This window comes from Arthrobacter sp. Y3224055, from assembly GCF_059090825.1.
Window position 1 is genome coordinate 136,657 of record NZ_JBNHGB010000005.1, and the last position, 25,713, is coordinate 162,369.

Genomic DNA, 25,713 nt, shown 5'->3' on the forward strand with positions numbered 1-25,713 from the left:
GTCAGTCGCTGACGATGGAGGTTTCCGGACCCAGCTGGCGCGCGAGACCGGAGTCCAGCAGCGGCTGCAGCACGGCCAGCACAGCGGTCATCGAGTCGTCCACCTCCAGCTGCACCGGGTACTGCGCCACCAGCATGGCCAGCAGCGCCCGCACCGCGGCCTCGGCGTCCTCGGCCGGAAGCGCGGTGTCGTATCCCAGCAGCACGTCCGCCGGGGCGTCCGTGCGCTCGTGCGTGTAGCTGACGGCGAAAGCCTGGATGGTGCCGCCGTCGGACTTGGGCGCGCTGCGCAGCACCACCGCTCCGCCGGCCCCCGCGCTCTCGCTGAGCAGCATCTGCTGGGCGCGTCCCACGGTCATGTCCGCCCGGTCCCACACGTGCACCGAGTTGTAGAAGTCGGCCACGGCCCGGGTCAGTTCCACCGACCCGGTGGCCGCCTCCTCCAGTTGCGGACCGGTTTCCCCGAGGTCGGGCAGCGGCAGCGCGCCGGGTGAGACCAGCACCACGCGCGAGCTCTGGATCTGGGTCAGGCCGGCGGCCCGGGCGAAGGCGGCGCCGGAGGTGTCCGGCTCCACCTTCGCCCGCAGCTTCCGCACGCCCGACGGCGCGTGCTCGGCCTCGGCGCGGAGCCGTGACATCAGGTCACGGGCGACCCCGGCGCCGCGGTGGTCGCGGGCAACCTCGACGTACACCCACAGCCGGTCCGGATGCAGGCTGGTCTCGTACACGGTGCCGGCGGCAACGGCTATCCCCTGGTCCTCGGCCACGATGCACCGCGACCACGGCTGGTCGGCGGACGGGCGGAGCATGGCACGGAAGTGACCTGCCTGGCCGGTTTCCGGGTCGCCCCAGATCTCCAGCAGGGCCAGGTCATCGTCCTCGCGCCAGTCACGGTAAGTCAGCTGGGCCATGGTTCTCCTTTAGGGGTGGGCTGCCCTGATCGGGCGGCCGGACGGTTGCCGCAGCGGCTGCGGACGCGCGGTCCGCGGCCGGTTCAGGCTCCGATCAGGCGGGCTGCCAAATATGCTTCGACCTTGTCCAGGGAGACCCGTTCCTGGGCCATCGAGTCACGTTCACGGATGGTCACCGCCTGGTCCTCGAGCGTGTCGAAGTCCACCGTGATGCAGAACGGCGTGCCGATCTCGTCCTGCCGGCGGTAGCGGCGGCCGATGGCACCGGCGTCGTCGAAGTCGATGTTCCAGTTCTTGCGCAGCGCCTCCCCCAGCTCCTTGGCCTTGGGCGAGAGGTCCTCGTTGCGGGACAACGGCAGCACGGCGGCCTTGACCGGGGCCAACCGCGGGTCCAGCCGCAGCACCGTGCGCTTGTCCACGCCGCCCTTGGCGTTCGGCGCCTCGTCCTCGGTATACGCGTCCACCAAAAAGGCCATGAAGGACCGCGTGAGCCCGGCGGCCGGCTCGATCACGTACGGGGTGTAGCGCTCGTTGGTGGCCTGGTTGAAGTAGCTCAGGTCGGTGCCGGAGTGCTTGGAGTGGGTGGACAGGTCAAAGTCCGTCCGGTTGGCGATGCCTTCCAGCTCGCCCCATTCCGAGCCCTGGAAGCCGAAGCGGTATTCGACGTCGGTGGTGCCCTTGGAGTAATGGCTCAGCTTGTCCAGCGGGTGCTCGAAGAGGCGGAGGTTGTCGCGTTTGATGCCCAGGTCCACGTACCACTGCAGCCGGGCGTCGATCCAGTACCGGTGCCACTCTTCGTCCGTCCCGGGCTCCACGAAGAATTCCATTTCCATCTGCTCGAACTCGCGGGTGCGGAAGATGAAGTTGCCCGGGGTGATCTCGTTGCGGAAGCTCTTGCCGATCTGGCCGATGCCGAACGGCGGCTTCTTCCGCGAGGTGGTCAGGACATTGTTGAAGTTCACGAAGATGCCCTGCGCGGTCTCCGGGCGCAGGTAGTGCATGCCTTCTTCCTGGGCGACCGGGCCCAAAAAGGTCTTCAACAGGCCGGAGAATTCCTGGGGTTCGGTCCACTCGCCCTTGGTGGCGCAGTTGACGCAGGCGATGTCCTTCAGCCCGTTTTCCGGGGCGCGGCCCTTTTTCTCCTCGTACTCTTCTTCGAGGTGGTCGGCGCGGTAGCGCTTGTGGCAGTTCAGGCACTCCACCAGCGGGTCGGAAAAGACGTCCACGTGGCCGGACGCTTCCCAGACCTGGCGCGGAAGAATGACCGACGAATCCAGTCCGACCACGTCGTCACGGCCGCGGACCATCGTCTGCCACCACTGGCGCTTGATGTTTTCCTTCAGCTCGACGCCGAGCGGCCCGTAATCCCATGCGGAGCGGGATCCACCGTAAATTTCACCAGCCTGGAACACGAAGCCGCGGCGCTTGGCCAGCGAAATAATCGAATCGAGGGCTGATTTGGCTGCTGCCATGAGGTGGTTCTCCGTATCTCTCCAGGGCCGCTGGGTGCGGTCCGAGGGTTGTCATGGCACAGATCCGCCCGGCTGCTGCAGGCACGGATCGGCGCATAGCGAAGCTACAACGTTAGCCTACCGAAAACGGGAACCCGAACCCGAACCGCGCGGATGCATCGACAGGCATCAGGCATGATGGTTCCATGGCTTCCGACGATATCCATGACGTGCCGATCCGCGACGAGATGATCCGGCTGGGCCAGCTGCTGAAGCTGGCCAACCTCGCCGACGACGGGATCCAGGCCAAGGAGTTCGTCGAGAACGGACTGGTCCAGGTCAACGGCGACATCGAAACGCGCCGCGGCCGGCAATTGCACGCCGGCGATACGGTCAGCTGCAACGGCCAAACGGTGCGGGTCAGCCGCGACTGACCCGCACGGGCCGTTTGCTACTTCCCCTGCAGCACCTTGTAGGTCAGGAACTCCTTCACATGCGCCAGTTCCTGGGCGTTGATGCTGTGGCCGATGCCGGGGTAGAGGACCTTGGTCAGGTCCACATGCTCGTTCGTCCAGGCGTGGGTGAACTCAATCTTGTCCGGGGTGATGACCTGGTCCGCCTGGTCCCGGCCCCAGAAGAGCGGGGGCTTGATCGCCTTGACCGCATCGTCGCGGAAGAAATCGTTGCCCGCGGCCGGCACGGCGAATCCGGACAGGCCGACCACCGCGGCGATTTCCTCCGGGCGGTGCCGCAGCACCGAGGTGGCCACCGCCATGCCCATGGAAAAGCCCAGCACCGAAACGCTGCTGTGCATGTCCTTGACTCCGTCCAGCCAGGACACCACGTCGCTGACGGCCTTCGTGACCTTGTCCACGGAAAAGTCCGGCTCGTGCATCAGGGGGAACCAGGTGAAGCCTGGCCCCATCGCCACCGGCGCGCGCACCGCCGCCACGGTGAATTCCTCCGGCAGTCCGGGCACCAGGCCCATCAGGTCCTGCTCGTGGGATCCGTAGCCGTGGAAGAGCACCAGCAGGGGCGTCCCCGCCCGCTCCTGTTCGGGTTTGGACCAGGCAACGACGGGCTGATAAGCAGTTTCAGTCATGGGTTCCATGATGGCACAAAGAGCCCATTGCTTGAAAGTTAAAGCTTCTTAAGGTGTCGGATCTCCCAGGGCCCGGGCCCCCGAGCCGGTGCCCGGGAGGCCTCAGACCGCGGGCTGCCCGGCCCCGCCGCTCCGTTCGACGTGCGCCGTCAGCTCGGCGACGAACCGTTCCGGATACTCCACGTGCGGCGAATGTCCGCAGTTGTCGAGCAGCACCTCCGTGAAGCGCCCGCCGTTGGCCTCATACTTTTCCAGCACCGCCCGGGTCTGCGCGACCATCGGCTGCGTCGGGGCCGCCTCCTCCCCCGGCCAGCCGGGCACCAGACCGGCCTTGCCGAGGCAGTTCAGGTCGAAGAAGGAAGCATCGGAGACAATTGCGTCGCTGTCGCCGTGGATCCAGAGGATGTCCGGCTTGTCCGTCAGGTCAACAATGCCGCTGGCTTCGAAGACCCCCGGCGCCATCGTGTTCAGCACCCCCCTGCGTCCGGGAGCGAAGCCGGGCCAGTTCGGCGAGGGGACGGAATCGCCCGGATAGTTGTCGGGGCCGGTCTTGGTGCTGAGCATCGATTCAACCCAGATGCGTTCGTAGGGCGACTGGAACCCGGCGTGCACATAGGTCGAGCGGTACACCGACAGCGGCGAGGCAGGCGCGTCGCCGCTGGTGTCCCTGGCTTCCAACCGCGCCACGAAGTCGGGGTTGGCGCCCCCGCCGCCGGTGCCGGCGTCGTCCGCGGTGAGCCTGCGCCCCTCCGGTCCAGCCGTCCCGCCGAAGCCGTACGGCGAGACCGGAGCCTGAAGCGTGAGGCTACGGACCGGATGCTCCAGCGCGTATTGCATCACCACGCCACCGCCCATGCTCCACCCCACCAGGTGCGCGGGCGCCAGTTGCAGGGTTTCCAGCGTGGCATGAAGATCGTCCGAAAAGTCACGCAGCCCGCGGCCGGCGTCCACCGGCGCCGGGTCCGTCTGGCCGAAACCCCGCAGGTCCACGGCGAGCACGCGGTAGTCGGCCGGCAGCGCCTGCATCGCCTCCTGCCAGAACAGCGCGGAGGAAACATTCCCATGCACCAGGACCACCGGCGTGCCGTCGGGCCGGTCGCCGTCGCGCTCGAGGATGTTCACCGTCAGCCGCTCCGTCGGCACACGCCGCGCCACGATTCCCGCCAGCAATTCCATCCCTGCTCCTCGAGGTCGAGGCGGCCGCCGTTGGCCGCGTCAAGCACACAGTAGTCGGTAAACCGAGCGCTGACCATCACTTTCTGAAAGGTGATTCAGCTATTGGTTCCCACCGCCTGTGCATCCCCGCGCCTTCTTGGGAGAATGTACTTGTGAGTAACTTGTCCCTTTCCGAAACACAAGCGCCCATCGCTGCGGCCCGCCATCCCTGGAGCCGTTACGTTGCCCTGGGTGACTCGTTCACCGAAGGCATCGGCGACCCGGACCCCGGGAGCCCGGGCGGACACCGCGGATGGGCCGACCGCGTGGCCGAGGAACTCGCCCGCGGCCACCATGACTTCGCCTACGCGAACCTCGCGATCCGCGGCCGCCTGCTGCAGCAAATCATCGATGAACAGGTCGAACCGGCCCTGGCCCTGCAGCCGGACCTCATTTCGATCTGCGCGGGCGGCAATGATGTGATCCGGCCGGGCGGCGACCCGGACGCCCTGGCCGAGAAGTTCGACCGCGCCGTCACCCGGCTGGCAGCGTCGCAAGCCACCATCGTCCTGTTTACCGCGCCCGACATCGGCGATACGCCCGTCATCGGCAGTGTCCGCGGCAAGGCGGCCATCTACAACGAGAACCTGCGCACGGTGGCGGCACGCCATAACGCCGTCGTGGCCGACATGTGGGCGCTGCGCCAGCTGAAGGCACCGCAGATGTGGGCACCTGACAGGCTGCATTTCTCCCCGCTGGGGCACCACACCATCGCGGCCATGGTGCTGGACGCCCTCAACGTGGAGCATTCGCTGCAGCCCGAGACGCCCAAACCGTTGCCACCCAAGAACTGGCGCACCGCCCGCACCGAGGACCTGGTATGGGCCCGCCAGCACCTGGTCCCGTGGGTCCTGCGCCGGGTCCGCCACCAGTCCTCGGGCGACGGGATCCTGCCCAAGCGGCCGGCCGCCGACCCCTTCTTCGGTCCGGGCATGCCTCCCGGCGCGGCCGGGTAACAGGAGCAGCCGGTGCAGCAGCCGAGTCCCCAGGAGATCCGCCGTCACCGGCTGCGGGCACAGCGGCTGTGGGACAGCCCCCGGGACGACGCCGCCGCCGCCCTGCGCTGGCTGCTCGCCTTCCAGTCCCAGGAATATGCCTATGCCCGCTGGTCGCTGGCCCAGCGCTGCGGCGGACCGGCACGGGACAACGCTGCGGAGGTGGATGCGGCGATCGCCGGCGGACGCATCCTGCGCACGCATGTCCTGCGGCCCACCTGGCACTTTGTGGCGGCCGGGGACCTACGCTGGCTGATGCTGCTCTCCGGCCCCCGCCTCAAGGCAGGGAACAAGGGCCGGGACCGGCAGCTGGGACTGGATGAGGCAACGGTGGCGCGCAGCAATGACGTGCTGGCCGCGGCCGTCGCCGGAGGCCGGCACCTCACCAGGGACGAGCTCGCCGCCCGGCTCGCCCAGGCGGCGCTGCTGAAGGACGACGGCGCGAGGCTGAACGGAGCGACGCTGCGCGGGCAGCGGCTGGGGCACCTGGTGTTCCATGCGGAAATGGATCGGGTGCTGGTGAACGGGCCTCCGCGGACGGCCAGGTCGGGCGCCGTGCAGCAAACGTATGCGGCCTTCGACGAGCGGGTACCGCCGCTGGCCGCGGACTTCGACCGCGACGCGGCGCTGGCCCAACTGACCGGGCGGTACTTCACCAGCCGCGGACCGGCGACCTTGAAGGACTGTTCCGACTGGTCCAAACTGCCTCAGGCGGACGTCAAGCGCGGCCTCGAAGCCGGGGGCCGAGACGGACTGGAACTGTTCGAAACCGAGGGGCAACAGCTCTGGTACTCCCCCGCCGCCGGGACGATCGGCGGCGCCGCAGCCGCGGCGGGCGACGGACACCCGCGGGCGGACCTGATCCAGTGTTACGACGAATACGTCATGGGTTACACCAAAACCCGCGGCTATCTGGGCGGCAGCGCGCCGGCGGCGCCGGGCGGCGACGTGCCGATCCACGTGCTGCTGTTGGACGGACGGATGGCCGGCAACTGGAGACACGTCCTCCGGCCCGGCTCCGCCGAGCTGCGGCTCAAGCCGCTGCGGTTCTTCACCGAGCCGGAGCGGCAGGCCGTGGACGACGCGGTGGAACGGTACGCGGCCTTCCTGCGGCGGCCGGTATCGCTCGAACTGACCTGACGCTCCGCTCCCCCCCCGATCGGGCGCGGCGGTGGCAATCGGCGCGGAGGGCGCGCACCGACGTCGTACCGAGGCCGCTGTCACGCGGGCCGAAAAGTCAGGCGGGCGCGAAGAACGCCTCGGTGAGGGCCTCGTGCAGCTGGTGGATGTCGGTGAGGAAACCGTCGTGGCCCAGCGGCGTCTCGATGGTGTGGACCTTGACCGCCCCGGGCAGCGCCTCGGCCAGCTGCCGCGACTGTTCCGGGAAGTACAGGCGGTCGGAATCCACCGCGGCGACGAAGAACTGCGTGTCGGTGAGGCCGCCCAGCGACTGCTCCAGCGAGCCCCGGCCCCGGGCAACGTCGTGGCTGATGAGGGCCTCGGTGAGCAGTATGTAGCTGTTGGCGTCGAAGCGCGCGACGAGCTTGTCCGCCTGGTAGTCGAGGTAGCTTTCCACGGCATAGCGGCCACGGGCGGACGGCGTAATGCCGCCGAACGGCTGCTCCTCCGCCTGCGCCTTGCGGCCGAACCTGTACTCCAGCTCCGGCTCCGAGCGGTAGTTGATGTGCGCGATCCGCCGGGCGATACCCAGTCCAGCCTCGGGAGCGGGGCCCCCGTAATAGTCGCCGCCGGAGAAGTACGGGTCCAGCCGGATGGCCGCGACCTGCGCCTGCGCGAAGGCAATCTGTTCGGCGGTGCTCGCGGCGCCGCACGCCAGGACGGCGCACCGGGCCGTGCGCTCCGGGAACGTAGCCGCCCATTCAAGCGCGCGGGCGCCACCCATCGACCCGCCGAGCACCGTGTGCCAGCGCCGGATCCCCAGCGCGTCGGCCAGCCGCGCCTCGGCCCGGACCGAATCGCGGATCGTGACGAACGGGAAGCGTGAACCCCACGGCGTCCCGTCCGGAGCCGGCGACGAGGGACCGGTGGAGCCGTAGCAGCCGCCAATCATGTTGGCGGCCACGACGAAATAGCGCTCCGTGTCGATCGTGGCACCGGGGCCCACCAGATCGTCCCACCAACCGTCCTCGTCCGAGCAGCCGCGTGCGACGTGCGTGCTGCCGGTCAGGGCATGCTGAATCAGGACGGCGTTGGACGCGTCCGCATTCAAGGTGCCCCAGGTTTCAAAGCCGAGGACCACCTCGGGCAGATAGCCGCCGGCTTCCAACTCCAGCGCACCAACCGGCATCCGGCGCAGGATGCCGTCGGTCGCCTGTTCCACCAGTTCCTGCGGTTGCACTATCGTCACGCTGCGCTCTACCTGCTTGCCTAGTCGTCCGCACCCTTGGCGGCGCGGAAACCGGCCTCCAGGTCGGCGATGATGTCGTTGACGTTCTCGATGCCCACCGACAGGCGGACCAGCCCGTCGGTTACCCCGGCCGCGACCCGCTCCGCGGCCGAGAGCTGGGCGTGGGTGGTCGACGCCGGGTGGATCACCAGCGAGCGCACATCGCCCAGGTTGGCCACGTGCGAGTGCAGTTCAAGGCCGTCCACGAAGCGCTTGCCGGCCTCGATGCCGCCCTTGATTTCGAACGCGACGATGGCGCCGGTCCCCTTCGGGCCGTACTTGCGGCCGCGCTCATACCAGGGGCTGGAGGGCAGGCCGAGGTACGCGACGGAGGCAACGTCGTCGTGCTCTTCCAGGAATTCGGCCACCCTCTGAGCGTTGGCCACATGCCGCTCCACGCGCAGGCTCAGCGTCTCCAGCCCTTGGGCAATCAGGAAGGCATTGAACGGCGAGATGGCGGACCCCAGGTCGCGCAGCAACTGCACCCGGGCCTTGAGGATGTAGGCCAGGTTGGCGCCCAGAGCGCCGTTGACGCCGAGGTCGCGGGCGAAGACCAGCCCGTTGTACGTGTCGTCCGGCGTGTTGAACCCCGGGAACTTTTCGGGGTCGGCGGCGAAATCGAACGTGCCGGCGTCGACGATCACGCCGCCGATCGCCGTCCCGTGGCCGCCGAGGTACTTGGTGGCCGAGTGGAGCACGATGTCGGCCCCCCACTCGATCGGGCGGATCAGGTACGGGGTGGACAAGGTGTTGTCAACGATCAGCGGCACGCCGTTTTCGTGGGCGATGGCGCTGACCGACTCCAGGTCCAGCACGTCCTGGCGCGGGTTGGAGACGACCTCGCCGAAGAACGCCTTGGTGTTCGGCTTGACGGCATCGCGCCACTGCTGCAGGTTGTCCGGATCCTCGACGAAGGTGACCTCGATGCCGAACTTGGGCAGCGTGGTGCGCAGCAGGTTGTAGGTGCCGCCGTACAGGCTGGGGCTGGCCACGATGTGGTCGCCGGCCTCGGCCAGGTTGAGGATGGAGAACGTCGACGCGGCCTGGCCCGAAGCAAGCAGCAGGGCGCCGACGCCGCCCTCCAGGTTGGCGATCCGGGTCTCGACCGCTTCCTGGGTGGGGTTGCCGATCCTGGTGTAGATGGGTGCCAGTTCGGACAGGGCGAACCGGTCGGCCGCGCTCTGCGCGCTGGGGAACACGAACGACGTGGTCTGGTAGATCGGCAGTGCGCGGGCGCCCGTGGCGGCGTCCGGCTCCTGCCCTGCGTGGATCTGACGGGTTTCAAAGGACCAATCGGCGTTGGACATGGTGCAACTCCTTCACTGGAAGGGGCCATCCGGGATCCGGCCGTGCCGGCATGTCTGTCCCGGGTGTGACCCGCGCTTGCGCACCGCCTTATGGCGGCTGCCTGGTCTTCACCCGGGGCACCCCACCGCGGTTGGAGGGTTGCCGGCCAGCAAACCGGGGTTTTGCGCTGGCACTCATGACCTGCCTCCAGTCTCCGCAGACAAGCCGGCGGCCGCAACAATATGACACCTTATGACTGGGCACCGGTCTCCGGACCGCCTGTCCGACCGTCCGCTTCGTCACTGTTGCCGGCGCGTGCCGGGGAGGCGGATTTGCTGTCCGGAACGGCGCGTTCACCACGAGCCGCAAATTGAGTGACTTAGGTCACCCTAAGTCGAGAGCGGGTTCACAAAGTGCCAAGATAATGCCATGCGCTTCGACCATGTTTCTTATGCCGCTGAACCCGACGGTCTGGCTGCCACCTCAGAGCGGATCTCCAAAGCCCTGGGCATCGACGCCGTCAAGGGCGGGGTTCACCCCCGCTTCGGCACCCGCAATATGATCTTCCCCCTCACCGACCACCACTACCTGGAGGTCGTGGAGGTGCTCGACCACCCCGCTTCCGACAAGGCCCCCTTTGGCCAGGCAGTGCGGGCGCGGTCGGAAGCCGGCGGCGGTTGGATGGGCTGGTGCGTGGCGGTCGACGACCTGACCCCGTTCGAAGAACGGCTGGGCCGCCACGCGGTTCCCGGCAACCGCAAGTTCCCGGATGGGCAGGAACTGAGCTGGCAGCAGATCGGGATCAAGGGCCTCATCGCCGACCCGCAGGTGCCCTACATGTTGCGCTGGGATGACGGCACCGAACCGCTGCACCCGTCCAACGCCCGCCCCGCCACGGTCAAGCTGATCGGCCTGACCATCGCCGGCTCTTCCGAGCGGGTGGCGGACTGGCTAGGCACGCCGGTCGACGGCCTGCTGGACGACGTCAAGGTCGCCTGGACGGCACCGAACGGTACGCCGGGCATCCTGTCCGTCCGCTTCGAAACCGCCAACGGAATCGTCGAACTGTAAGTCTTTCGAGAGGATCGACGTCGTCGATCGCCGCAGCGGCGCCCTGATCGCAAGGCCGGGCGCCGCTGCGCTGCCCGGCCGGTTTCACGTGCCGATGCCGATGGCCGGCCCCAGCAGTGTGTAGCCGACGAAACCGGCAATATCCAGCAGCGCGTGCGCCACCACCAGCGGCATCACCCGCTTGGCCTTTGTATAGGCGTAGCCGAAGACCAAACCCATGAGGAAGTTCCCGATGCCCGGCCCGATGCCCTGGTAGAGGTGGTAGGTCCCGCGCAGGGCGGCGCTGACGAAGATCGCGGACCAAATGCCCCAGCCGAACCTCGCGAAGCGGTTGAAGAGATAGCCCACCATGACCACCTCTTCGAGGACCGCATGCCGCAGCGCGGACAGGATCAACACCGGAACCGTCCACCAGTATTCGTCCAGGGCCGCCGGGACAATGGCGGTGGTGATACCCAGGGCCCGGCCGGCGGCATAAACGCCCAGCGTCCCGACACCGATCACCAGCGCGAGCAGGAAGCCCAAGCCGAAGTCCAGCCGGGGCCGGGAAAACGTGAACCCGATCGCCCGGAAGGCCGACCGTCCGGGAACGGTCATCAAAAACAGCACCAAGGCCACCGGCACCAGCGCAAAGACGATGCCGAGCATTTGGTACACGAAATCGAAGAGCTCCCGCTCGTTCAGCACCGGGTTCAGCGTGGTCGTCTGCGAGGCCAGCGGAGCGCGGGTCATTTTTTCCAGCAGGTTCACCACGGCATAGACCGCCGACTGCCCGAGCGAGAGTCCCAGGACGATGAGCACTTCCGCCCGGTAGTACTTGACCGTGCGCGGCGTGCTCGCGGTGGCGACCTTCTGCTTGTCCATAGCCCCCATCTTCCCAAGAGAACCGCGGGCGCAGATACAAGGCGTGGAGTGCTTTCAGAGGGAGACGCAGATCCTCATGGGGTCTCCGGCCTCGCGTTCATCGTCGGAGAGCAGCGGGTCGCGGTGATCGATCTCGCCACCCAAGACGGGAGTCCATTAGAAACCGGCTAGGTGCCAGTAGTGTAATGACCGCCAGGAATCGCGCGGCTAGAAATCAGGTTTCAAGGTTTCCGTCCGATCCATTTTTAGAAGGCTGGCTGCCAGCACATGCACTCCTCTACTGATGTGCACGGCGTCTGTCCACTCTTCCGGGCAATGGCTTCGGCCGTTGTGAGATGGGATGAAGATCATTCCAGCAGGGCAGCGGGCTGCCAGGTGCGCAGCGTCGTGACCGGCGCCACTCGGCATGGGCATCCAGGGGAGCCCGAGGCCATCGAGTGCTGATGCCGTCACGTTCTGTACTGATGCGTTAGCCGGTACGACAGGAGTTTCCGCCGCCCAGTCAAGGAGTGCTTCCACTCCGCTTTCGGCGCTCTGCCGAAGGATTTGATCGGCTACCCTTCTCCGCACACCAGAGAGCCAGATCTGATTGTCGCTGCGGAATTCTGCCATCAGCGTTGTTCGACCCGGAATCACGTTTCCAGAACCTGCTTCAACGAGCAGGTTGCCGCTGGTCGCGACCGCATGGACAGGTGCTTCACAGGCCTCCCGTTCGACGGCCAGGACGGCCTTGGCTGCAGCGACCAATGCATCCCGCCGGTCATCCATGTTACGAGTGCCGGCATGATCCGATCTGCCGAGAAAGGTGGCGAGCAGCGTGTGAACGCCAACGATTGAGGTAACAATTCCTACATCGATTCCCTTCTGCTCAAGGATCGGGCCTTGCTCCACATGCAGTTCGAGGTACCCGTGTAGTTCGTTTTGCGCCCACGAGCGTGCAAGCATGCCGTTTGGATCCACGCCGAAGCGTGCCACCGCGTCGCCCAGTCTGTTGCCAACTGAGTCTGTACGGTTCAGATCCTCCGTCCTCATCGCGCCAGCTGCCGCACGGCTACCGAGGCAGTATCCACCGTAGGGGTTCGCTTCTTCACCCAGAAAGTCGACGACCAGCAGATCATGATTGAGCATCGTGGAAGTCTCGCGGAAGCGGCGCGCAGCTTCTATGCCTCCAAGCACTCCGACGATCCCGTCGAATCGTCCGCCTCCTACCACGGTGTCGGTGTGTGACCCGGTGACTAGCGGCGGGCCGGAATAGCGCCCTCGGAGTCGGCCGACGATGTTTCCTGCAGGGTCAACAGTGACTTCGAGGCCGGCGTCCCGCATGCGGGATTGTACCCAGATGCGGGACGCCGAATAAGGATCGCTGAAGACCGGGCGGCTCCACCCAGGTGAGTCGGATTCTCGTAGTTGTGAGAGATCTATCAGATCGGCCCATAGACGTTCCTGGACCGGCTCCAGCGATGCCGCATCCTGCATGTTTCTACTCCTAAGGCGGCGTTTTACGCACTCACCCTTAAGGCTGCCGTCTGTTCACCGGCTGGGGGAAGGGCCTGGTGTGAGATGAAGGGCTGTGGTGCCTTCGGCTGCAAGGCGCTCGCCTACAAATCCAGCAGCAGACGCTTGCCCTTGCACCGGGAGACGCAGATCATCATGGTGTCTCCGGACTCGCGTTCGTCGTCGGAGAGCAGCGAGTCACGATGGTCGATTTCGCCGCCCAGCACAGGAGTTTCGCAGGTGCCGCAGATTCCCTCCCGGCAGGAGCTCAAAGGGGTGATCCCGACCGACTCAAGGGCCTGCAGGATGGTCTCATCCGAGCCCACCGGGACCTCCGTCCCATCGGCCAGTTCAACGATGAACGCCGAATTGCCGCCCACCGGCATACGTAAGTTATCGCCGGTGGCGGTGAAGCGCTCACAATGAAAACGCGCAGGGACTTCCCACCCGTCGGCAATCGTCTGGATGACATTTAGCAATGGCCCGGGACCGCAGGCGTAAACGTGTGTTTCCGAGGGTAGGTCCCCCAACAGTTCTGCCAACGGGTAGAAGCCGCTTTCGTCATCCGCGTGGATATGGATGTCTCCCCCAAGCGACTGGATCTCATCGAGAAACGCCATCGACGAGCGGCTCCGCCCCAGATAGAGCAGACGCCATGGGACTCCGAGGGCGGCGGCCTCGCGGATCATCGGCAGGATGGGGGTAATGCCAATGCCGCCGGCGATGAAGGCATAGCTGCCGGCAGGTGCCAGGACGAAATTGTTGCGCGGTCCCCGGACCTGAATTTTGGTTCCCGGCCTCAGCATGTCGTGCACGTAGGCCGAGCCGCCGCGCCCGTCGGGTTCGCGGAGTATGCCCAGCCGCCAGGCAGCACGGTTCGTCCGCTCAGAGCAGAGCGAGTATTGGCGCAAGAGGCCGTTGGGAAGGAGGACGTCCACATGTGAGCCGGCGTCCCACTCCGGCAGATCCTCGCCCAGCGGATGTTCCAACTGCAGGGAGACTACACAGTTGGACTCCTGCCGGATTGAGCGAACTTCGACGTCAAAAAAATCTTCATTCATGATTGCCCTCACGGTGGGTATCAGGCTGCTGCCGGTTCGGCGAGAACAGAGGCCAGGAAGGCCTTGGTGCGATCGTTCTTCGGGTTGGTTATCACCTCGCGGGCCGGCCCCTGCTCCACTACGTAGCCGTCCGCCATAAACACCACCCGGTCCGCGACGTCCCGGGCAAAGTGCATCTCGTGCGTCACCACGACCATCGTCATGCCGGAGTTGGCCAGGTCCTTCATCACCTTCAGGACCTCACCCACCAACTCCGGGTCAAGGGCCGAGGTCGGCTCGTCAAAGAGCATCAGCCGTGGCTCCATGCACAGGGCGCGCGCAATGGCCACCCGCTGTTGCTGGCCGCCGGAGAGCTGCCTCGGGTAAGCCTCGGCTTTTTCCGCCAGACCTACTTTTTCCAACAGTCCCATCGCCCGGGCCACGGCCGTGGCTTTCTTTTCCTTTCGGACAAGCCGTGGTGCTTCGATCAGGTTCTCCAACACCGTCATGTGCGGGAACAAGTTGAACTGCTGGAAGACCATTCCCACTTCGGTACGGCTGCTGCAAATGTCGTTGTGGCTCTGTTCGTACAGCTTGCTGCCTTTAAGGTCGTAACCCACGATCTTGCCATTCACCCACATGCGGCCGCCGTCGACTGTTTCCAAATGGTTGATGCAGCGCAGGAACGTGCTCTTGCCGGATCCCGAGGGGCCGATCAGGCAGACCACTTCCCCCGGCTGCACTTCCAAATCAATGCCCTTCAATACCTGATTGGAACCGAAGTTCTTGCAGATCGCGTTGGCCCTCACCATCGGTTCAACGCCGTGGGTAACCGTCATTTCTTGCCGCCTTTCAAGGAGAGCGCGTCATGGGTGGCGAAAAACCGCTTCAACTGCTGCAGCGGCGTCGGCGGCAGGTTCCGCTGGTTGCCGCGGGCAAATCGCCGCTCCAGGTAGTACTGGCCGATGGTCAGGACCGAGGTAATCAACAGGTACCAGAGGCTTGCGACGATCAGCAGCGGGACGGTCTCGAAGGTCCGCGCGTAAATAATCTGCGCCGAGTACAAGAGCTCCGGCACCGAGATCACGCTGACCAACGCCGTGGTCTTGAGCATGCCGATGGTTTCGTTGCCGGTGGGAGGGATGATGACGCGCATTGCCTGGGGCAGCACCACCCGCCGCATGGTCTGCATGCGGGTGATACCCAGGGCCTCGGCTGCCTCTGTCTGCCCGTGGTCAACGGACAGTATGCCCGCCCGGACAATCTCGGACATGTAGGCACCTTGGTTCAGGCCAAGACCGAGGATCGCTGCCGTCATGGGAGTGATCAACTGGTTTGCGTCCAGTTCAATGCCCGGAATGCCGAGGGTGATAACCGGGTACAGCGCAGCCAGGTTGAACCAAAACAGCAGCTGCACCAGCACCGGCGTGCCCCGGAAAAAGTTAACGTACGCAAACGCGGCACTACGTACCACCGGATTGACGGAGAGCCGCATGACTGCGAAGACGACCCCGAGCACGATGCCGATGGCCATGCTGATCGCCGTCAGGCCAAGCGTGACGAGGATGCCGCGGCCGATGGACACGTCGCGCAGGTACAGGCCCACGACGTCCCATCCGAAGTTGGGGTTCGTCATCACGGATCGTAAAAGCAGCCCGGCGATCACTATGATGACGGCTGCGGACAGCCACCGACCGGGATGCTTTGCCTTGACGACGGTGTAACCATCGCCGGCAGGGGCTACTTGCTCGTTTCGGGTAGTCACGGCAGTCATGCGGATGCTTCCTCTCCGCTACTTCTTGTCGAGGGCTTCGGAGGTGATCAGAACCGACTCCGGGAGGGCCCATTTGGCGCGCATTTCCTCGTAGTAATCGCTGTCCAGAATGCCTCGGGTGGCCTCAGTAACCGCTTCCTGCAGCCCGCCGTCCTTGGCAAGGGCGATGCCGGTGGGGATCGGGTCGTAGTCCTCGCCGGCGGCCAACTCGAATTTATCCCCGGCTTCCTTTGCCTGGTAGGCCAAGGAAACGCTGTCTGCGACCACAGCGTCTACGCGACCGGAAGTCAGGGCAAGGTTGGCGTCCGTCTGCCCGGGAAAGTTCTGAATAGTGATGGGTTCCTTGCCCGCTGCCGTGCATTCCTTGGAGAATTCGGGCAGGTACTCCATGGATTGGATCGATCCCTTTTGGCCGGCGATCTTCTTGCCGCACATGCTCATGGGATCCATCGAGATCTTCTGGGGGTTCCCGGGAAGGACGGCGACGCCAGAGCCCCCGTTGAGGTACGGCACGAAGTCAACAATTTTCTCGCGTTCCGGGGTGATGGAGAAGGTCGACATGGCCATGTCGTACTTTCCGGAGGCCAGGCCCGGCAGGATAGTGTCGAAGGTCGCGGGCACGTGTTCAATCTCCAAGCCCAGGGCAGCACCGATGGCGTCCGAGAAGTCGACGTCGTAGCCGATCATGGTCTTGTTATCCGTGTCGTAGTACTCGAACGGCGCGTAGGTCGGGTCGGAGGCAACGCGCAGGGTTCCGGCGGCCCGGATCTCCTCCGGCAGCAAGTCTCTGGCCGCCTCGTTGAGGGCCACAGCCTCCGAGGAAGCATTGGAGCCGCCCGGAGCAGCGGAACCTGCAGGTTCCGGCACGGCCTGGGACGCGTTGGTGCAGGCAGCCAGTGACAGGGCCAGCAGGACTGAACCGGCGAGGACGGTTGATCGGGGGGCGCGTTGACGTGAATGACGCATGGATTTTCCTTTCGAAGTCCGGACAGCGTTGTCCGGTTTTGGATATCCGCACTGACCAGGAGACGGTCAGTGCCTCGGTGCTTCAATTTCGGGTGCTACGTGCAGCATGTAGTTGCCGAGCGAGACGAGTGCGGGCCTGCGCAGGATGGCCACCATGCCGTTCACCGGGGCGGTGTAGGTTTGCGGCGGCCGCTGCAGGTCATCGATGGCATGGACCCGTGCAACCGGGTCACCGGCCCGGACCCGGTGGCCCAGTTCCACCAGGGGTTCGAATAGCCCGGCAGTGGTGGCCATCACTGGGGAATCGGGCACCAACTCCAGCCAGACGGGTTCGGCTGCTTCCGCGGCTGCCGGTTGCAGGACGGTGTCGTACTGTGCCGGCATGATTCCCACGTGGGCCAGCAGCGAGCGTACGCCGCGCCGCCCGCCCGCCAAGACGCCCGGATGTATCGTGCCTCCCCCGCCGAGTTCGGTGGAAAGCGTCAGTGCACCTGCGTCGTCGCCGGCGGAACTGAGCGAACCAGGTTCAAGCCGGGGTGGCACGGCTATCGCATAGGGCAATCCCATCGCCCGAGCCGCGGCCACTTTCCGCGCCCACGCCTGCTCGTCCGGGCCCCGGTACAAAAACATGCTTGGCAGGTACGTGGAATTGGATCCGCCCGAATGCAGGTCGATCACAACGTCGGCTAGCGGCAGCAGCGTCCCTGCGATCAGGTCGGCAACTTGGTCGGTGGGTCCCCCGCGCCGCCCGCCCGGGTAACTACGGTTGAGGTTCCCCCCATCGATCGGCGACACCCTTGTACCGGCACGCACTGCCGGCGCGTTCGCCGCCGGCACGATGATCACCGTCCCGGTCACGTCCTCGGGCTCCAAAGAACGGATCAGTTCATGCAACACGACTTGGCCTTCATACTCATCGCCATGCGTGCCGGCGACCAGCAGCGCCGTCGGTCCCGGCCCCGAAGAAATCACTGCCAGGGGAACCGGGATCAGCCCGTTGTCATGGACGTTGTCTGAATGCGACAGACCGGCAAAACCCAACTGCTTGCCGGGCCTGCCAAGCTCGATCCCATGCAGGGCATGATCCGTGATGCGCCGGGCAGCGTCGACGCTGCCACCGGCGGTCAGGGGACCCACCGCAGCACCTTGGCCTTCCGCGGGGCGAGGGTGATGACCTGGACCGCGGATGCGCCCCCGGCCAGTGAAAGCCGGATCTCCTCGCCGTCCTCGCCTTCAACAATGAAGGTGTCACCGGCGCGCAGCCAGCGCTGCCAGGGGCCGCCCTGCGCGGCGACGAGCGCCTCGCCGGCCAGTCCGGTCACAATCAACTGCTCGCCGGGCCCGCGCTGCAGCGTGCCGGTGTGGTTGCCGGTGTAGCGCCGGCTTTCGGAGGCAATGTAGTTGTCGTCGGCTTCAAGCGCGACTGCGGGCTCCGGGCCGGATTCATCCAGCGCAACCGTCCAGCGCCACGGGTCGCCGCGCTCCGCCGAATCCGGACACGCCGCGAGGATCTTGGCGCCCGACTCGGCCGAGGTCTCCGCGCCGAGCGCATTGGCCCTAATCAGCATCCACATGCGGGTACCTAAGCCGTCCTGGGAGCAACCGGCTCCCGGCGGGGAGCCGAACCGAGGGCGGACTTGGCCTGCTGCTCCTTCTTGAGCAGCGCGGCCAGGATGCGCCGCGCCTTCGCGACCCCGCCGTCCTGGGCGATCAACACATCGAACTCGCCCTCGGGCCGGGTCTGCATGCCGATCTCCTGGGCCTCCAACGCGGATGCGTCCTCGTCCAGCACGGTGGCCAAACCTACCCGGAGATCCTCGGTCGCCTGCTCGTTGTCGACGGCGAAGTTACGACTGAAGGCGTAGTAGTACCAGGAATTGTGCTGGTCAATGGGTGTGATCCCGTTGAGAACCTTGATCAGGAAGCCCTCTTCGCGCGGCTTGCCCTCCCCGGTGATGCCGGAGTGCAGAACGTGCAGGTTGGGCACGAAGAACTCGGTGCAGTGGAAACGGTCGAACAGCCCGCGGGCGTCCATGGTTTCGGCATAGAGCGGCGGCGCTTCGACCGAGGGCATCAGGCGGTCGACGCTGACCACGTTGCCCTCGACCTCCACGGTGATGCCGTGCTCGTAGATGTAGTCATCGCCCACGGTGGTCTTGTGCAGGAAGGACTCATGGGTCAGGTCCAACAGGTTGTCGTGGATCAAGTCGGCACGGCACTTGAAGTGGTAGGAATGGGTGACTGTCGCCCACTCGGGATCCACCATCCAGTGGGTATCCGGGACATCGGCCGGGTCGGCCAGTTCCGGATCGCCGGTCCACACCCAGATCCACCCGTCCTGCTCCACCACCGGGTATTTGCGCACCTTCGCGCGCTCGGGGATGGTCGACTGGGCCGGCACTTTGGTGCACATGCCGTCCGGGCCGTAGGTGAAACCGTGGTAGCCGCACTCCACCGAATCGCCGATCGTGCGGCCTTCCGAGAGCGGGAAGGCGCGGTGCGCGCAGCGGTCCGCAAGGGCAATGGCTTCGTTGTCCTGGGTTCGGAACAGGACGATCGGCTGCTCGCAGATGACCCGCCGCACGGGCTTGCGCGTGACCTCCGTTGACCACGCCGCCACGTACCAAGTGTTCAGCACATACATTTTTAGGTTCTCCTCCATCGCGTGTGTATACACTGTATTCAGAGGCTGAGTGTGACGTCAAGCACTTTCAGTTGGAAATTCACAGGTGACGCATTTCGCCGCTTTTTGCCTCGAAATCCATGTCCTGCCAAGCGGCAGGGCTATAAAGTGCACTCATGAAACGCAGAAGGAGGCCATCGTGGCTGCGATACCGAATGACGTGAGGCCGCTGTCGGTCCGCGTCTACGAGCAGTTAAGCGCCGACATCATCAGCGGATCCATCGAACCGGGTTCAGCCCTGGCCCAGGAGTCCGTGGCGGCACAATACGGTGTCTCCCGCACGCCCGTCCGCGACGCGCTCACCCAGCTGACGCTGGAAGGACTGACCACCCTCGTCCCGGGCAAGGGTTATATCGTCAACCAGCTCGACGAGCGTGAGATCGAGAACGTCTTCAAGGTGCGTTACGCCCTGGAATCACTCGCGGTCCGGGACGCCATTGGGTCCTACACACCGCAGCAGCTCGTGCGGCTCGGCGGCCTCGTGGACGAGACGGAAATCGTCGACCCGCAGGACAGCGGTGAACTCTTCCGGTTGGGCAGGGCCTTCCATCTGGCCCTGATCGAACCCTCGGACAACGACTACCTGCGCGGCGTGATCTCCTCCATCTGGAACCATCCCATCCAGCACCGGATCACGTTGACGTACCGGCAGGGGCCGGAGCACCAGGCCAAGGTCATCCACGATCACCGCAGCATCCTCCAGGCACTGAAGGACCATGACGCCGAGCGTGCCGTCGAGGTCCTTGCCCACTGCCATGACGTGAAAGACCCCAACCGCTACGAACATATCGGCTGAGGACCGCTCCCGGCCTTCAGGATCCCGGGGTTTCGGCTGAGGACCGCTCCCGGCCTTCAGGATCCGGAGCGGGCCGGACCCGGCCTGCAGGATCCCGGGGCGGGCCGGACGCCCTAGGCCCCCACGGCCGAGCGCACGCCCGCCCGCCACACCGCGGCGGTCAGGGGCATTCCGGGTCGGTAGGCGAGGTGGGTGGCCGACGGGGCGTTGAGCAGGTGCAGGTCGGCCCGATGGCCGACGGCGAGGGAACCCACGGCACGCTGGCCCTCGGCATCGACCCCGGCATGCCGCCCGAGCGCCAGCGCCCCGCCATAGGTGGCGGCCCGGACCGCCTCGTGCACGCTGAGTCCCATCTGCAGGACGGCGGTGGTGACGCAGAAGTTCATGGAACTCGTGAACGAGGTCCCCGGGTTGCAGTTGGACGCCAGGGCGATTTCCACGCCGGCATCGAGCAGTTGCCGGCCGGGCGCCAGCGGCTGGCGGGTGGACAGGTCGCAGGCCGGCAGGCAGGTGGCCACGGTGCCGCGCTCCCCCGTGCCGCTGGCCCGGTCCCAGCCGGCCCAGCTGCCGGCGAGCGCGGCGACGTCGTCGTCGTTCAAATAGTTGACGTGGTCCACGCTGGCCGCCCCAAATTCAACGGCCAGCCGCACGCCGGGACCTTCACCCAGCTGGTTGCCGTGCACGCGCAGTCCCAGGCCGGCGTCGCGGCAGGCCGCCAGCACGCGGCGCGACTGGGCCTCGGTGAAGGCCCCGCGTTCGCAGAACACGTCGGCCCACTGCACGTACGGCCTCACCGCCGCGAGCATGTCCCCGCAGACCAGGTCGGTGTAGTCGTCGGCGTCGATGCCGGCCGGCACCAGGTGTGCCCCGAGGTAGGTGACCTCGTCGGCCACGGTGGACGCGATGCGGGCGCTGCGGGCCTCCTGCTCCACGTCCAGGCCGTAGCCGGTCTTGGTCTCCAGGTAGGTGGTGCCGCCGGCGGCCGCCTCCGCCACCCGGGCCAGCAGCAGGCGCGTGAGGTCGTAGTCGCTGGCCTCGCGGGTGGCGCCGGTGGTGACGGCGATCCCGCCGGCCTGGTAGGACTGGCCGGCCATCCGTGCCTCGAACTCGGCGGTGCGGTCTCCGGCAAAGACCAGGTGCGTGTGCGAATCCACCCAGCCCGGCAACACCGCCCGCCCGCCGGCGTCGAACTGTTCGTCGGCATCGGGGGCCTGCGCCGCGGGCCCGAGCCAGGAGATGCGCTCCCCCTCGATGATCACCGCGGCGTCGTGCAGCACGGAGTCCGCGCCGCGGGCCGGGTCCTGCGTGTGCAGTTCGCCGATGTTGGTGACGACAGTGCTCATTCAAACTCCTTCAGGGCGTCGGCCAGCAGCTCGGCCGGCCAACCCAGGCGCCGGTGGCGGCCGTTGACGGCCAGCAAGTCACCGGCAACGACGACGGCGGAAACGTCCGCTGCGCTGGCGCTCAGCGGCAGTTGCCCGGGCTCCGAGCCTACCGTGCGCACGCTGCCGGGGTTCACCGCCACCAGATCGCAGGCCATTCCGACGGCGATGCCGGCCACCGGGGTGCCCATCGCAGCGGCCGCTCCGGCGGACACCGAATCCAGCAGCTCGGCCGGCGTAAACCGGCCGCGCTGGCCGCTGGCCAGCCGTTCGCCGTGTTCCAGCGCCCGCATCTCCAGCCAGGGATCGATGACGGCGTGCTGGTCGGTGCCGACGGCGATCCGGGCGCCGGCGTCCGCCAGCTCCCGGGCCGGGCCGATACCGTCGGCGAGATCGGCTTCCGTGGTCGGGCACATCACCACGGTGGCACCGGCTTCCCCGAGCAGCGAGATGTCCCCCGTGGTCAGGTGCGTGGCGTGGACGGCGCTCAGGCGTGGCGACAGCAGCCCGTGCCGGGCCAGCAGGCCGGCCGGCGTCACCCCGTAGGCGGCCAGGCAGGCCTCATTCTCGGCCGGCTGCTCGGAGAGATGGATGTGCAGCGGCAGGCCCTCGGGCAGGTGCTCGGCGATGAGCGGAAGCGCGGCTTCGGGCACCCCGCGGACCGAGTGCAGGGCGGCGCCCACCGTGATCCGCGCCGGGTCGAACCGGTCCGCGACCACGCGGCGCAGCGAGTCGAGCCGGGCCAGCCAGGCCTGCACGTCGCCGTCGCCGAAGCGCTGCTGCTCCGGCGCCAGCGGGACGCCGATGCCGCCGGCCAGGTAGCAGGTGTCCAGCAGGGTCAGCCGGATGCCGGCCGCCTCGGCGGCCCGGCACAGCGCCAGTTCCATCGCGTGCCCGCCGTACCCGGGGGTCTCCGGATCATCGCCCGCCGGACCGGACCGGTGCCCGCCGCGGCTCCCGCCGGCCGCGCTTCCGGGCCCGTACGGGCTGCCGTCCGGGCGGTGGTGGACGTAGTGGAACTCCGCCACGCTGCTGAAGCCGGCCGCCACCATCTCCGCGAACACCGCCGTCGCCAGGCGCTCGTAGTTCTCCGGGGTCAGCGTCCCGGCCGCGCGGTACATCTGCTCCCGCCACGTCCAGAAGTCGCCCCGGCCGGCGTGGGTGCGGCCCCGCAGCACCCGATGGAATGCGTGCGAGTGCGCGTTGGCGGCGGCGGGAAAGACCACGCCGTCGAGCACCAGCACGCCGTCAGCCGGATCGGGCCGGGGCGCCGTGCCCACCTGTGTAATCATCCCGGCGCCGTCGCAGCCCAGCAGGACTCCCTCGGCCACGCCGGCGGGGCCCAGCCAGGCGCGCTCACACCAGATGCTGCTCACAGCAGTGCCTCGAGCACGTCCGCCAAGGCTTCCGCGCCGGCGTCCGCGTCCCAGGGCTCCACGTATTCCTCCGGGGAGTGCGAGATGCCGGAGGGGTTTTTCACGAACAACATGCCGGACGGCACCCGCGCGGCCAGCACGCCGGCGTCGTGCCCGGCACCGGTGGCCAGCACCGGCGCGCCGGGCAGCGCGTTCTCCAGCTGGCGCTGCAACGCGGAGTCGAAGTGCACGGTTCCGCTGTAGGACTCTTCCGTCAGCGAGACGGAGCAGCCCTCGAAGGCGGCGATCTTCTGGGCCTTCCCGTGGATGGCCTCGACGAGGTGCGCGGTGACGGCGTCGTCCGGGTGGCGGGCATCCAGCCACAGGTCCACCCGCGAGGCGATCACGTTGGTGCCGCCGGGCACCGGCTGGAGGCGGCCGACCGTGGCGCGGGCGTCGGGCTGCTTGGCCGCGGCCTGCTGTACGGCCAGGATGATCTGCGCCGCGGCGACCATCGGGTCGGCACGGTCGGCCATCAGCGTGGTGCCGGCGTGGTTACCCTGGCCGGTGACACTGATCCGCCACCGCCCGTGGCCCAGGATGGAGCTGCCGACGGCGATGGTCGGGCCGTCCTCGCCCAAGCCGCGGCCCTGCTCCACATGCAGCTCGATGAAGTCGCCGATCCGCGCCAGCGCCTCCTCGTCGCGCCCCAGATGCGCAGGATCCAGCCCGTTGGCCCGGGCGACGTCGGCGAACGTGTCGCCGCTCTCGTCGCGCAGGTTTCGGGCCTTGTCCGGATCGATGGCGCCGGCCAGCAGCCGCGAGCCCAGGCAGGCCACACCGAACCGCGATCCTTCTTCTTCCGGGAAGACCGTGACGGCCAGCGACCGGTTCGGCTCGACGCCGCGCTCCTTGAGGAGGTCCACGGCGGCGAGCGCGGAGGCGACGCCCAGCGGCCCGTCGAAGGCGCCGCCGCCGGGAACCGAATCCAGATGGCTGCCGGTGACCAGGGCGCCGGGCTGCGGCTCGCCCCACCACGCCCAGATGATGCCGTTGCGGTCCGTCTCCACGCCCAGCCCGCGGCGTTGGGCCTGTTCGATGAACCAGTCGCGCAGGCCCAGTTCCGCGGTGGAATAGACCGGCCGCGAATACCCGCCGCGTTGCGCGTCACCGCCGACGTCGGCAATGGATTCCAGGAGGGAGGACACAGTTTCCATCTGCGCCTACTTGCCCATCGGGATGTGGACGCCCCGTTCGGCCGCGACCTCGACGGCGCGGTCGTAGCCGGCGTCCACGTGGCGGATCACGCCCATCCCCGGATCGTTGGTCAGCAGCCGCTCCAGCTTCTGCGCCGCCAGCTCGGTGCCGTCCGCCACCGACACCTGGCCGGCGTGGATGGAGCGGCCGATGCCGACGCCGCCGCCGTGGTGGATGGACACCCAGGTGGCCCCGGAGCTCGCGGCGGTCAAGGCGTTCAACAGCGGCCAGTCCGCGATGGCGTCCGAGCCGTCGGCCATCGCCTCGGTCTCCCGGTACGGCGAGGCGACGGAGCCGGAGTCCAGGTGGTCGCGGCCGATCACGATCGGCGCCGAGACCTTGCCCTCGGCCACCAGCCGGTTGAAGAGCAGCCCGGCCTGGTGGCGCTCGCCGTAGCCCAGCCAGCAGATGCGCGCCGGCAGCCCCTCGAACTCCACCCGCTCGGCCGCGGCATCCAGCCACCGGTGCAGGTGCTCGTTCTCCGGGAACAGTTCCTTCAGGGCTGCATCGGTCACCTCGATGTCCTTCGGGTCACCGGAGAGCGCCACCCAGCGGAACGGGCCCAGTCCCTCGCAGAACAGCGGCCGGATGTAGGCCGGGACGAAGCCCGGGAACTCGAAGGCGCGCTCGTAGCCGCCCTTGCGCGCCTCGTCGCGGATCGAGTTGCCGTAGTCGAACACCTCGGCTCCGGCGTCCTGGAACTCCACCATGGCCTGCACGTGCCGGGCCATGGACGCCTGCGCCTTCTTGGTGAAGCCGACCGGATCGGCCTGGGCCTCGCGCTGCCAATCCGCCACGGAAATGCCTTCCGGCAGGTACGACAGCGGATCGTGGGCCGAGGTCTGGTCGGTGACCACGTCCACGGTGATCTCGCCGGCCCGGTGCCGGCGCAGGATCTCGGGGAACACCTCCGCCGCGTTGCCCACGTAGCCCACCGACCAGCCGCGGCCTTCTTCCTTGGCCTTCATGGCCTTCGCGACGGCGGTGTCCAAATCCGTCTCCACCTCGTCCAGGTAGCGTTTGCCCACGCGGCGGCGGAGCCGGGCCTCGTCCACGTCCACGATCAGGCAGGCGCCGTCGTTAAGGGTGACCGCCAGCGGCTGGGCTCCGCCCATGCCGCCGCAGCCGCCGGTCAGTGTCAGCGTTCCGGCCAGCGTGGGCGACGCTGTCTTGCCGGCCTCGTGCAGCTTGGCGCCGACGGCGGCGAAGGTCTCGAAGGTGCCCTGCAGGATTCCCTGGGTGCCGATGTAGATCCAGGACCCGGCCGTCATCTGGCCGTACATCATCAGCCCTTCGGCCTCCAGGCGGCGGAATTCCGGCCAGTTGGCCCAGTCGCCCACCAGGTTCGAGTTAGCGAGGAGCACGCGCGGGGCCCAGGGGTTGGTGCGCAGCACGCCCACGGGCTTGCCGGACTGGACCAGCAGCGTCTCGTCGTCTTCGAGTTCCGCCAGCGTCTTGACGATCGCGTCGTAGGCTTCCCAGGAGCGTGCGGCGCGGCCGGTGCCGCCGTAGACCACCAGGTCCTCGGGGCGTTCCGCCACTTCGGGATCCAGGTTGTTCATCAGCATCCGGAGCGGAGCCTCGGTCTGCCAGCTCTTGGCGGTGAGGGTAGTGCCCCGGGAAGCCCGGATGCGGCGGGAAGGGTCGTGCTGGGTGAACGTCAT

Annotated in this window: 24 protein-coding genes and 1 riboswitch; of the genes, 5 read left to right on the forward strand and 19 right to left on the reverse strand. The window is 67.2% G+C overall.

What is annotated here, in order from left to right:
* Position 1 precedes the first annotated feature (1 nt).
* Both AC5RTY_RS13095 and AC5RTY_RS13100 read right to left on the reverse strand, forming a co-directional pair.
* A complete protein-coding gene (locus AC5RTY_RS13095; protein ID WP_494023770.1) occupies positions 2-910 on the reverse strand; it encodes a GNAT family N-acetyltransferase in 909 nt (302 codons plus the stop codon).
* Between the two features lie 83 nt (positions 911-993).
* Positions 994-2,382 carry a glycine--tRNA ligase gene (locus AC5RTY_RS13100; RefSeq protein WP_494139634.1) on the reverse strand — a complete coding sequence of 463 codons (1,389 nt, stop codon included), beginning with the start codon at positions 2,380-2,382 and terminating at the stop codon, positions 994-996.
* A 185-nt stretch (positions 2,383-2,567) separates the two neighbouring features.
* On the opposite strand from AC5RTY_RS13100, the gene AC5RTY_RS13105 reads away from it, so the two are divergent.
* The gene (locus AC5RTY_RS13105; protein ID WP_494014231.1) at positions 2,568-2,795 is read left to right on the forward strand and encodes an RNA-binding S4 domain-containing protein; all 228 of its coding nucleotides are present in this window, start codon (positions 2,568-2,570) and stop codon (positions 2,793-2,795) included.
* 17 nt (positions 2,796-2,812) lie between these two features.
* On the opposite strand, the gene AC5RTY_RS13110 is transcribed toward AC5RTY_RS13105, so the two are convergent.
* Both AC5RTY_RS13110 and AC5RTY_RS13115 read right to left on the reverse strand, forming a co-directional pair.
* Positions 2,813-3,463, reverse strand: coding sequence for an alpha/beta hydrolase (locus AC5RTY_RS13110; RefSeq protein ID WP_494023769.1), 651 nt, complete (start codon positions 3,461-3,463; stop codon positions 2,813-2,815).
* Between the two features lie 102 nt (positions 3,464-3,565).
* Positions 3,566-4,639 (reverse strand): alpha/beta fold hydrolase, encoded by a 1,074-nt coding sequence (locus AC5RTY_RS13115; RefSeq protein WP_494023768.1) that lies wholly within the window; start codon positions 4,637-4,639, stop codon positions 3,566-3,568.
* Between the two features lie 152 nt (positions 4,640-4,791).
* Between AC5RTY_RS13115 and AC5RTY_RS13120 the strand changes: the two genes are divergently transcribed.
* On the forward strand, positions 4,792-5,634 hold the full coding sequence (locus AC5RTY_RS13120; protein WP_494139635.1) for an SGNH/GDSL hydrolase family protein: 843 nt from the start codon (positions 4,792-4,794) through the stop codon (positions 5,632-5,634).
* Between the two features lie 12 nt (positions 5,635-5,646).
* The gene (locus AC5RTY_RS13125; protein ID WP_494139636.1) at positions 5,647-6,813 is read left to right on the forward strand and encodes a winged helix DNA-binding domain-containing protein; all 1,167 of its coding nucleotides are present in this window, start codon (positions 5,647-5,649) and stop codon (positions 6,811-6,813) included.
* Positions 6,814-6,910: 97 nt separating this feature from the next.
* Here the strand turns inward: AC5RTY_RS13125 and metX are convergent, their stop codons facing one another.
* Complete coding sequence (metX, locus tag AC5RTY_RS13130; RefSeq protein WP_494139719.1) at positions 6,911-7,981, reverse strand: homoserine O-acetyltransferase MetX; 1,071 nt, start codon at positions 7,979-7,981, stop codon at positions 6,911-6,913.
* A gap of 80 nt (positions 7,982-8,061) precedes the next feature.
* Entirely contained in the window at positions 8,062-9,387 is a 1,326-nt protein-coding gene (locus AC5RTY_RS13135) for a bifunctional o-acetylhomoserine/o-acetylserine sulfhydrylase (RefSeq protein ID WP_494014236.1), read from the reverse strand.
* 67 nt (positions 9,388-9,454) lie between these two features.
* Positions 9,455-9,569: riboswitch (SAM riboswitch) on the reverse strand.
* Between the two features lie 227 nt (positions 9,570-9,796).
* Between AC5RTY_RS13135 and AC5RTY_RS13140 the strand changes: the two genes are divergently transcribed.
* Positions 9,797-10,438, forward strand: coding sequence for a VOC family protein (locus tag AC5RTY_RS13140; protein ID WP_494002488.1), 642 nt, complete (start codon positions 9,797-9,799; stop codon positions 10,436-10,438).
* Positions 10,439-10,522: 84 nt separating this feature from the next.
* On the opposite strand, the gene AC5RTY_RS13145 is transcribed toward AC5RTY_RS13140, so the two are convergent.
* The 9 genes from AC5RTY_RS13145 to AC5RTY_RS13185 all read right to left on the reverse strand — a co-directional run bounded on the left by AC5RTY_RS13145 (position 10,523) and on the right by AC5RTY_RS13185 (position 19,238).
* Positions 10,523-11,302, reverse strand: coding sequence for a CPBP family intramembrane glutamic endopeptidase (locus AC5RTY_RS13145; protein WP_494139637.1), 780 nt, complete (start codon positions 11,300-11,302; stop codon positions 10,523-10,525).
* Positions 11,303-11,509: 207 nt separating this feature from the next.
* Positions 11,510-12,778 carry a M20 family metallo-hydrolase gene (locus tag AC5RTY_RS13150; RefSeq protein ID WP_494139638.1) on the reverse strand — a complete coding sequence of 423 codons (1,269 nt, stop codon included), beginning with the start codon at positions 12,776-12,778 and terminating at the stop codon, positions 11,510-11,512.
* A 122-nt stretch (positions 12,779-12,900) separates the two neighbouring features.
* Positions 12,901-13,857, reverse strand: coding sequence for a PDR/VanB family oxidoreductase (locus AC5RTY_RS13155; protein WP_494139639.1), 957 nt, complete (start codon positions 13,855-13,857; stop codon positions 12,901-12,903).
* A gap of 20 nt (positions 13,858-13,877) precedes the next feature.
* Positions 13,878-14,675, reverse strand: a complete 798-nt coding sequence (locus AC5RTY_RS13160) for an amino acid ABC transporter ATP-binding protein (RefSeq protein WP_494139640.1) — start codon at positions 14,673-14,675, stop codon at positions 13,878-13,880.
* A complete protein-coding gene (locus tag AC5RTY_RS13165; protein ID WP_494139641.1) occupies positions 14,672-15,610 on the reverse strand; it encodes an amino acid ABC transporter permease in 939 nt (312 codons plus the stop codon). The genes AC5RTY_RS13160 and AC5RTY_RS13165 overlap by 4 nt, the downstream gene beginning before the upstream one ends.
* A gap of 18 nt (positions 15,611-15,628) precedes the next feature.
* On the reverse strand, positions 15,629-16,576 hold the full coding sequence (locus AC5RTY_RS13170) for an ABC transporter substrate-binding protein (protein ID WP_494139642.1): 948 nt from the start codon (positions 16,574-16,576) through the stop codon (positions 15,629-15,631).
* Between the two features lie 66 nt (positions 16,577-16,642).
* Positions 16,643-17,713 carry a succinylglutamate desuccinylase/aspartoacylase family protein gene (locus AC5RTY_RS13175; protein ID WP_494139643.1) on the reverse strand — a complete coding sequence of 357 codons (1,071 nt, stop codon included), beginning with the start codon at positions 17,711-17,713 and terminating at the stop codon, positions 16,643-16,645.
* Positions 17,701-18,150 (reverse strand): hypothetical protein, encoded by a 450-nt coding sequence (locus AC5RTY_RS13180; protein WP_494139644.1) that lies wholly within the window; start codon positions 18,148-18,150, stop codon positions 17,701-17,703. The genes AC5RTY_RS13175 and AC5RTY_RS13180 overlap by 13 nt, the downstream gene beginning before the upstream one ends.
* An 8-nt stretch (positions 18,151-18,158) precedes the next feature.
* The gene (locus AC5RTY_RS13185) at positions 18,159-19,238 is read right to left on the reverse strand and encodes an aromatic ring-hydroxylating dioxygenase subunit alpha (protein WP_494101335.1); all 1,080 of its coding nucleotides are present in this window, start codon (positions 19,236-19,238) and stop codon (positions 18,159-18,161) included.
* A gap of 160 nt (positions 19,239-19,398) precedes the next feature.
* On the opposite strand from AC5RTY_RS13185, the gene AC5RTY_RS13190 reads away from it, so the two are divergent.
* Entirely contained in the window at positions 19,399-20,055 is a 657-nt protein-coding gene (locus AC5RTY_RS13190; RefSeq protein ID WP_494101336.1) for a GntR family transcriptional regulator, read from the forward strand.
* A 113-nt stretch (positions 20,056-20,168) separates the two neighbouring features.
* Here the strand turns inward: AC5RTY_RS13190 and hutI are convergent, their stop codons facing one another.
* From hutI to hutU, 4 genes are read right to left on the reverse strand one after another with little or no spacing between them, the layout of a single operon-like run.
* Positions 20,169-21,398, reverse strand: a complete 1,230-nt coding sequence (hutI, locus tag AC5RTY_RS13195) for an imidazolonepropionase (protein WP_494002498.1) — start codon at positions 21,396-21,398, stop codon at positions 20,169-20,171.
* On the reverse strand, positions 21,395-22,813 hold the full coding sequence (locus AC5RTY_RS13200; protein WP_494139645.1) for a formimidoylglutamate deiminase: 1,419 nt from the start codon (positions 22,811-22,813) through the stop codon (positions 21,395-21,397). The genes hutI and AC5RTY_RS13200 overlap by 4 nt, the downstream gene beginning before the upstream one ends.
* The gene (locus tag AC5RTY_RS13205) at positions 22,810-24,009 is read right to left on the reverse strand and encodes an allantoate amidohydrolase (protein ID WP_494139646.1); all 1,200 of its coding nucleotides are present in this window, start codon (positions 24,007-24,009) and stop codon (positions 22,810-22,812) included. Before AC5RTY_RS13205 ends, AC5RTY_RS13200 begins: the two co-directional genes overlap by 4 nt.
* A 6-nt stretch (positions 24,010-24,015) precedes the next feature.
* Positions 24,016-25,713 (reverse strand): urocanate hydratase, encoded by a 1,698-nt coding sequence (hutU, locus tag AC5RTY_RS13210; RefSeq protein ID WP_494014386.1) that lies wholly within the window; start codon positions 25,711-25,713, stop codon positions 24,016-24,018.